We start from the raw sequence: 8,809 nt of genomic DNA, 5'->3' as shown, positions 1-8,809 counted from the left end.
TGATAACTTTCCATCAAAATATTCTTTGCATGCTGCTAGCCTTATTTCTGTCGTATATTTGGACATAAAAATTTCCCCCTAAGTAGATTTGGTTATTTACCTTGTCTACTTAAGGGGAATCATATCATAATGCTTTGACTATTTTATTTGCGTTTTCCTTATTACCTTTCACTTTTAGCGTAAGCGCAGTTTTTGACATTAGTACTTGATCAATTTGTTCCGCAATCGCATCCTCTGCTTTTTTGACGGTTATTGTTTTCGTTGTTTTTGTCGAATACGTGTGAGGAAGATCCTGTACTTCAATCTTGTCATTTTGTGCAAAAGCAACTTGTTCATTAACAGAAATCATTACCATACATAATATAAAAAATAATACAATCCGCTTCTTCATAGTGCTTTTTAGCTCCTTCCCTTTTCCGCTTTGTTATTAGGCGTCTACAAAACGCGAAGCCCAACATACATTCCAATTTTATTTCACATTCTCCAATTTCGCAATTCATTTGTTGTCAAAAACCTATCATATAAAGGCGTTTCCAGCAATTAATATATCGAAACGCCTATGGAAATGTGCATATTTTTCTTATGTCGAGGTTTCTGGCTTTCATCAAAAAAGTGCAACTGTTTGACGAGCTTGCGAGGAGTTTTGCACTTTTTTAATGGCTTTTTGCTAGAAACCTCGATATTAGAAAAATAGCACATTGGAATCGAAGTGGAGATATATTAATTGCTGGAAATGCATTAGGATAACCTTCAGGGCAACAAATGAACTGCGAAGTTTGCGTTACATTTATAAGGAATTTCGCATTACCTAATAAGGTGTTAGCTGGCCGGTTTACAGACTTTACATGGTTCGTAGCCTGCCTTTTTTGCTTTTTCTACCGTTGTTTTCGTTTTGCTGCTTTTTAGATAGCGGCATCCTGCTTTGTGATATTTCTTCCCAGTGTCTGTAATGTATACAACATTTGATTTAGAGGAATTGTCGTCACTCGTATTAGTAGAGGTTCCTTTCGATAAATCGGTAGGTTTCGCTGAGAATGTAATCTTTGTTCCCGTACTAGTAGCAATAATCGTACCATTTTCATCGGTACGGTAGGTAGTGATTTTCTTCTTCTTAAGTAGGCTTAACGTAGTACTACTTGGGTGTCCATAAGAATTCTTACCAACACTTATGACTGCGTAGGTAGGGGATACGGCTTTTAGGAGCGTAGCAGTTGTGCTGGTTTTGCTACCGTGGTGTCCACACAGAAGGACATCACTAGCAATGGTCTGCTTATTCTTCTGAATATCACTTAGTGCTTCGGTTTCACAATCACCTACGAATAAAAAGCTGTTTTTTCCATTTACTAAGCGAAGACTAATGGAATAATTATTCAGATTAGAACCATACTCATAAGAGTTTGGAGCAAGTAGCGTAAAGGAAGCTTTGCCTAAAGTGTAGGATTTGCCTACTTTTGGTTTGGTGATCTTAAGATTATTCTTTGCAATGGTGTCCAATAAGGTTTCATATACTTTCGTATTATTGGTTTTGGAAGGCATTATGATTTTCTTAATGATAAAGATATCAATTACAGAGGAGGCAGCACCAATATGATCTGCATGAGGGTGTGTCAAGATGAGATAATCTAAGGTTTTCACCTTTTGCTTTTTCAGATAACCGACAACGGTATCAACATCATCAACATCACCTGCATCAATTAACATATAGTGCTTATTCGACTCAATCAAGATGGAATCGGATTCGCCAGTGTCAATATAATGTACTTTCATTTTCGTATATCCAGCTGCATCTGTATGATGGATTGAAAGGGTAAAACCGGATGCAAAAAGCAGAAGCAGTAGGGATACTACAAGGTAGACTTTGGTATGTTTTTTCATAAAGGACTCCTTTTTCTTTTGTTTCTAGAATTTGTAAAAGCAACGTGTTTCATACCACTATTTATGGCTGTAATTTTTTTGTATTCGTGCTATGATAATCATACCACATTTTAGAATATTCGACAATTTACTTACATGGTATAAGGGGACGAAAGTTCGACAGGTAAGGTAATATAGATCAGTTCAGAGAGGAGAGCGTATGATTGAATATGTTTTAATTACAGGTGCTTCTAGCGGCATCGGTTATGAATTTGCAAAAATTTTTTGTAAGAACGGATATGGTATCGTTCTCGTTTCCTCAAATGCTACTCGTTTGCATGCTGTGTATCAGGAGCTACAAAGTATGATAAAAGCAGATTCAATGGGAATAAAACAGGCAGAAACAGGAGAGAAACCAAAAGTTTTATATGAAATTGTAAAAGATCTTAGTATACCGGGAGCGGCAGAAGAACTATTCGAAGAGGTATGTGCAAAACAGATAACGATATCAATATTAGTCAATAATGCAGGGGTCGGATATGCTGGTGAATTTCTTCATGCAGATCCTAGGGAACAAGAGGCGCTTATGATGCTCAATATGAACAATTTGGTAATCCTTACCCATTGTTTTGGACAAGAGATGTGTAAGAGGGGGTGTGGAAGAATCTTGAATGTTGCTTCCAATGGGGCATTTCAGCCAGGTCCGTACATTAGTACGTATTATGCAAGCAAGTCTTTTGTATTGAATTTTTCCAAAGCCGTTCGGACGGAATTTGCTCCTTATCATGTGACCGTAACAACCTTATGTCCTGGTGCTACAATCTCTGATTTTGCAAGACGAGCGGGGAAGCAGCAAGTAAAAGGTTCTATGACGGCAAGTAAAGTCGCAGATGCAGGGTATCGTGGTTTATTGAAAGGGAAGAATGTAATCTTACCAGGATTTCATAATAAAGCCGCATTACTTGTACCAAAAAAGATACGTAGTGGATTCATTGCAAGGCTTTATAAACCGAAGAATATATTTTGATGGTTTACATGTTAGAAAGACATGATTTAGGATATAGGGGGCGGGTGTCAAAAGCCCTTAGTAAAACTTTCTTTCGTTAATTTGCACAAACATTTGCTAATCTCATGTAATACAGGATATAGTTTGATGAGCAACTGTATGAAGTCGTTGGTACTTTGGCTCTGTAGTTTAGAGCCTTATGTACCACTACGAACTTCAGCGGGGCGAGAGCGTGTTGCGAGTGAACTATATCCTGTATTACAGGTTAGACAGACTTAAATTGTGCAAATTAACGGAACTCAAAATAAATAAGGGCTTTTGACACCCTACGACATAGGAAAAAGCAACGGAATATGACTTTCGTCATATGATTCGTTGCTTTTTTCACTATTTTCTGATTCTACCCTTTGATAGAATGTATGTAGTTGCTAGGGAAGTAAGAAAGAGAACAACAATGAGTTACTGAGGTGTTAAGAGAAGAAGGAGGTTTCGTTATGGAAAAAAAGAAACAAAATACAATCGTTGAATTAAATGGACTAACAAAAAGATATGGTAATAAGACGGTGGTAGACCACCTTACACTATCAATAGAAAAAGGTGAAATCTTTGGTTTACTTGGACCAAATGGAGCGGGCAAAAGTACAACTATGAACATGATCTGTTCCATCACAAAACCTACCATGGGTGAGATTCATATATTCGGCTATGATACAAAGAAGGATATGAATAAGGTGAAAGCAAAACTTGGTTACATACCGCAGGAATTGGCAATACACGGGAATTTAAAGGCGTGGGAAAATGTAGAGTTGTTTACTTCCATGTATGGTATTAAGAAGACTGCCCTAAAAGAAGCAGTAGAGGAATCCTTGCGATTTGTTGGTCTAGAGGATAAGAGAGAGGGATTTGCCAAGAATTTCTCTGGTGGTATGAAAAGGCGTTTGAATATTGCATGTGCACTAGGACATAAACCGGAATTGCTTCTGTTTGATGAGCCTACGGTAGGAATCGATCCCCAGTCACGTAATTTTATATTGGAAAAGATCAAAGAGTCCAATGAGAATGGAGCAACGGTAATCTATACCAGTCATTATATGGAGGAGATTGAAGCAATCTGTACAAGAATTGGTATCATGGATAACGGAAAAATCATTGCAATCGGGACGAAGGAAGAACTAGTGAAGATGGTATCGGATTGTCCAGCAGATACAATGAGTTTAGAGGAAGTATTCCTTACGTTAACAGGAAAGAAATTACGTGATTATGGAGAAGGAGGGCTGTAAGATGTTGTTTATAGCAATCAAGAATAATCTTAAGTTAATGCTCCGCAATAAAGTATTATTGGTATTCTTACTAGTTGCACCAGCAGCCATTACCTGGATCTTGTCTGGTGTATTTGAAGATATGATGGGGGTATATTCCAATACAGATACCGTTAATATTGCATATGAGGTAGAAGAAGGTTCCCCTTATGAAGCGTATTTGGAACAGTTGAGTAAAGAGATGAGCTCTGATCAGATACGTATTAGCAAGTATAATGTTACTAAGGAACAGGTGGAAGAAACTGTTAAGAAGCAAGAGCTTACTGCATTTTTGTACATAACAAAGGACTCTTATATTGTTTATGAATATGACAAATATAACACCCAAGCGCATGTTGTAGAGAATCTCTTTACAACGATGTTTGACCAATTACATGCAGCACAGACCCTAACCATGGTGAATAAAACCATCGGCTACAGTGAAATCTTAAAGCTGGATCTCATTCCAATGGCGACGTCTGTTAATTATTATGGAATCATCGAGATTGCGTACTTTGCAATGTGTGGGGTTGTAACGATATCAATTGTTATTCGAAGTGAACGAAAGAATCGAATTACGCGTCGTATGCAAGTGGCGAAAATCTCTGGTATGACCATGTATTTGGCAAAAGTGATTCCGTGCTCCATAGCAGTTTTTGTGGACATGGTAGGAGCGAGTATTTTATCCCATCTATTGGTAGGAAACCAGTACGGGAATTATACAGAATCCATTGGAATCTTGTTGCTTCTTTCAATTGCAGCATCTGCATTTGGCATATTAGGACTCTATCTTGTGAAAAATATTGCAGTTGGAATCGTACTGATATTCTCCAGCGTATGGTTTATGGGATTCTATGGGGGAACCTTTCAAAACTATATGATGAACGTGGTACCCGATCAGTTGAGAGCAATCTCTCCACTATATTACGTAAATCGTACATTAGTAGAATTTCAGACGATGGGGAAAAGTGATTATGCAGTACCATGTGTTTGCATTTTAGTTGGAATTGTTCTTATATGTAGTTTAGGTAATGTTTTCTTGATGAAGAGAGAAATGGAGGAGTAGACATGAAAGGCTTTTTTACAATGCTTAAGCTGAATGGAAAGCTATTGTTACGGAGCAAAGGTTATCTTTGCTGTTTGATCTTGATCCCAATTATTGCAGTGATCATGATGAATACGGTTGGAAACTTTGGAAAAACAGAAGGAACAGAAGAATCTTTAATCAAATCATGGGATAGTATTGGTGATACATCAGATATCGAAAATGTTCGTATGTCCATTAAAGTGTATGATAAGAGCAATTCTGTTCAATCCAACTATCTATTAGAGCAATTAGCCAAAACATCAAGTTACAAAATATATCGGTTAACCTATAAAGAAGGGGAAGAACAGACAGAGAAAGAGATTTTAGACGATGCAAAGAGTGTAATGGAATCTTCCACGATTCGTGCTGCGTTAGTTATTCCAGAAGATTTTGTGGAACAATTACAGCAAGAAGAGAACTCTGCTGTTCAGATCATCATGGGCTATGAGGATGAAAGAGTGACGTTATTACAGAATAATGTGAATCAATACTGTGGAGTTCTTCATGCAATGACAAAAGAAGCAGATGCTACAGGACAAACTGTAGAGAACATCCTTTTATCGCAGGGAGAATCTTTAGAAAAGGAAGTCATTTCTGTAAAACAAAGTGATATAGTCAGTTTGAATGAAGAGCAGCAGAATTCTCGCTCAAGAATCGGCTATGCACTATGCTTTTTAACCATAAGTTTTGTATTTAGTGGAGTGTTTATTGTAAATGTATTAATCCAAGAAAAAGATAATCGTAGTTACAATCGCATGAAACTTTCCTTAACTACAAGTCGTTGTTATATTGCTGTGAAACTATGTATGGTTTTGGTAACCTCCATTGTTCAGGTGGCAATCTTTGCAATTGTGTTAGCATTAACAACGGGAACGAATTTAGGAATTCCATATGGTAAATTCTTATTGATGATTTTTTTACAGGGAATTCTATTTAACTTTATCAGTTTGGTTTTAGGAATCTTATGTAACAACTTAATGGGAGTTACTTTTTTATCTTTCGTAATATGGTGTGTATCTACTTTAATAGCCGGATTATATTTCCCAATCGTATCTGGTTCTGTTTTGGAGAAAATCTCGAATATCACACCACAAAGATGGTTTATGAAAGCGACGGAGTTTTTTATTGTTGGGGAAAAAGGTGTATTACTGCAGTATGTATTAGTTATCTGTGGATTCTTCCTAATTATGTTTACCATTGGTTTAGTGGGGATGAAACGAACAGAGAAGGAGTAGAAGCATTAGACAATTCATAAGGAATATGCTACCATGTAAGTAAATGACTCAAACTTCGGGTGTCAAAAGTCCTTATTTGTTTTAAGGTCCGTCAATTTGCACAATTTAAGTTTGTCTACCATGCAATACAGAACATAGTTCACTCCGGGCACGCTCTCGCCCCGATGAAGTTCGTAGTGGTACATAAGGCTCTAAAGTACAGAGCCAAAGTACCAACGACTTCATACAGTTGCTCATCAAACTATGTTCTGTATTACATGAGTTAGCTAATGTTTGTGCAAATTAACGAAAGAAAGTTTTACTAAGGACTTTTAACACCCGAACCAATAAATGAATTGAGAAGCGGTGATACAGTGGAAACAAGAAATGATATCGATCATTTTGTTATTATTAAATTCGTAATCTGTTTAAGTGTCGTATTTTACGCAATAGGCAATAAGGTGAAACCATTCTGGTCTGCAGGACCGGATTGGTTCCTTGTTGCTATTTTTATATTCTTTACCATTATGTTAGAACTGCAAAAGGATCGAAGAAAGCAGAATTTGCTCTGTTGTGGAATCATCCTTGTAGCATTGTTGTTCCATTATAGAGACTTAGAACCGATGAGACCTTGGATTATAATATTTTTATGTGACCTTGTAGCCTGCTATCGATTGAATTTTTGCTGGTGTGGATTAAGTTATGTTCTGTTAGTGAAGGCAGATGCCTCGATCAATCAAACGTGTTTGTTTATTACGTTGCTATTAATCATCTATTATCAAAATAATAAAGTAATCAAACGATTCCGGGATTATATGAATGATTATGATCAAGAAGAGTTTCAACTAAAAGAAAATCTGGATTTGCAAAAACAATTGTTTAATCGGGAATTAGAGCAAAAGAATCTTTATGCAGAAAATCGAATCTTAGAGGAACGGGACCATCTATTTCAGCAATTACATGATCGATTGGGGCATAGCATCAATGGTTCCATCTATCAATTGGAAGCCGCCAAAGTTTTATTAGATACCAAGCCACAGGAAAGTAAACAAATCCTACAGATGGTCATCGATCATTTGCGTGGGAGCATGGATGAGATACGGAAAATTTTTCGTAAGGAAAAACCCAGTAAGAAGCAGATGGCTATTATTGGTTTGATTGAATTATGTGAGAAATGTAAGGAAAAGTATGGAATTATAACGGAACTTCACATAGAGGGAGAGAAAGATCGGATTCCCGATGGAGTATTGGAGGTGATTTTGGATAATACATATGAAGCAATATCCAATGCCTTAAAATATTCAAAATGTACCCATATCTGGATTAATATAACGGTATTGAATCAGAGGATTCGATGTGAAATTCGAGATAATGGAAATGGCTGTGAAGAAGTAATAGAGGGAATGGGAATTCAAGGAATGAAGAAGCGGGTACGTAGTTTAAATGGAATCATTGATTTACGTGGAGAAACAGGATTTGAGATCACCATGCTATTCCCAATTACCGAGGAGGAGAGTAAGAATGGAACCAATTAAAGTAATCATTGCGGATGATAGTGATTTTGTGAGAGATGGAATGCGGATTATACTTAGTGTGGATGAAGAGTTTTCTGTATTAGGATGTGCGTCCAATGGAAAAGAGGCAGTGGAATTGGCAAAGGAGTTTCATCCCGATGTGATCTTGATGGATATTCAAATGCCTGTGATGGATGGAATTGAAGCGACAGCACAAATTGTACGAAGAGGTTTAGGGAAGGTATTGATCTTAACAACATTTGATGATGAACAACTGGTAAAAGATGCACTGAAGAATGGGGCAGCAGGCTATCTGATTAAGAACCATACGCCTGAGCAGTTGAAACAAACCATCAAATCAATACATAACGGAATACATTCCATTGATGCTGCCGTATTTCAAAAAGCCACGGATGTTGTGGAGAAGGCGAGTAATGGTTTTGATGCATCGTTGTTTACGCAAAGAGAGTTGGATATTATTGAAAAAATTGCTGAAGGACTATCCAATCGTGAAATTGCAGAACAACTTTATCTAAGCGAAGGAACGATTAAGAATTATATAAGTGGAATTTTAGAAAAGGGAAATCTGCAACATCGTACGCAAGTTGCTGTTTATTATTTGACCGGAAGAAAATAATACCTGACATATGGGGGAAAAACAATCTTTAAAAATGAAATATCAAAATCTCTTTATTGTAAATGATAATTGTATGGTTTTGGTGTGGCGTTCTTTAAAGGTTGTTTTTTTATTTCATTATAGATTATTTTAAACAAGTTTGCTATAATTAAATTAGGTTATAGAAAAAGAAAAATTAGCTAAAATTAACTGGAAATAA

At 36.7% G+C, this 8,809-nt stretch carries 8 protein-coding genes; 6 read left to right on the top strand and 2 right to left on the bottom strand.

What is annotated here, in order from left to right:
• Positions 1-124: 124 nt before the first annotated feature.
• The gene (locus HBB17_RS10745) at positions 125-391 is read right to left on the bottom strand and encodes a hypothetical protein (protein ID WP_167957495.1); all 267 of its coding nucleotides are present in this window, start codon (positions 389-391) and stop codon (positions 125-127) included.
• Between the two features lie 428 nt (positions 392-819).
• Positions 820-1,875 carry a ComEC/Rec2 family competence protein gene (locus HBB17_RS10740; protein ID WP_167957494.1) on the bottom strand — a complete coding sequence of 352 codons (1,056 nt, stop codon included), beginning with the start codon at positions 1,873-1,875 and terminating at the stop codon, positions 820-822.
• A 199-nt stretch (positions 1,876-2,074) separates the two neighbouring features.
• On the opposite strand from HBB17_RS10740, the gene HBB17_RS10735 reads away from it, so the two are divergent.
• The 6 genes from HBB17_RS10735 to HBB17_RS10710 all read left to right on the top strand — a co-directional run bounded on the left by HBB17_RS10735 (position 2,075) and on the right by HBB17_RS10710 (position 8,610).
• The gene (locus tag HBB17_RS10735) at positions 2,075-2,881 is read left to right on the top strand and encodes an SDR family NAD(P)-dependent oxidoreductase (RefSeq protein WP_167957493.1); all 807 of its coding nucleotides are present in this window, start codon (positions 2,075-2,077) and stop codon (positions 2,879-2,881) included.
• Positions 2,882-3,354: 473 nt separating this feature from the next.
• Positions 3,355-4,140, top strand: coding sequence for an ABC transporter ATP-binding protein (locus tag HBB17_RS10730; protein WP_167957492.1), 786 nt, complete (start codon positions 3,355-3,357; stop codon positions 4,138-4,140).
• A 1-nt stretch (position 4,141) separates the two neighbouring features.
• Positions 4,142-5,224 (top strand): ABC transporter permease, encoded by a 1,083-nt coding sequence (locus tag HBB17_RS10725; RefSeq protein ID WP_167957491.1) that lies wholly within the window; start codon positions 4,142-4,144, stop codon positions 5,222-5,224.
• Positions 5,225-5,226: 2 nt separating this feature from the next.
• Positions 5,227-6,480, top strand: a complete 1,254-nt coding sequence (locus HBB17_RS10720) for an ABC transporter permease (protein ID WP_167957490.1) — start codon at positions 5,227-5,229, stop codon at positions 6,478-6,480.
• A 353-nt stretch (positions 6,481-6,833) separates the two neighbouring features.
• Complete coding sequence (locus HBB17_RS10715) at positions 6,834-7,994, top strand: sensor histidine kinase (protein ID WP_167957489.1); 1,161 nt, start codon at positions 6,834-6,836, stop codon at positions 7,992-7,994.
• Positions 7,981-8,610 carry a response regulator gene (locus HBB17_RS10710; protein WP_167957488.1) on the top strand — a complete coding sequence of 210 codons (630 nt, stop codon included), beginning with the start codon at positions 7,981-7,983 and terminating at the stop codon, positions 8,608-8,610. Before HBB17_RS10715 ends, HBB17_RS10710 begins: the two co-directional genes overlap by 14 nt.
• Positions 8,611-8,809 lie beyond the last annotated feature (199 nt).

This window comes from Anaerosporobacter faecicola (genome assembly GCF_012070565.1).
GTDB lineage: Bacteria > Bacillota > Clostridia > Lachnospirales > Lachnospiraceae > Anaerosporobacter > Anaerosporobacter faecicola.
The sequence above is the reverse complement of the archived record's forward strand: the minus strand, read 5'-3'. Positions and strand labels throughout refer to the sequence as shown.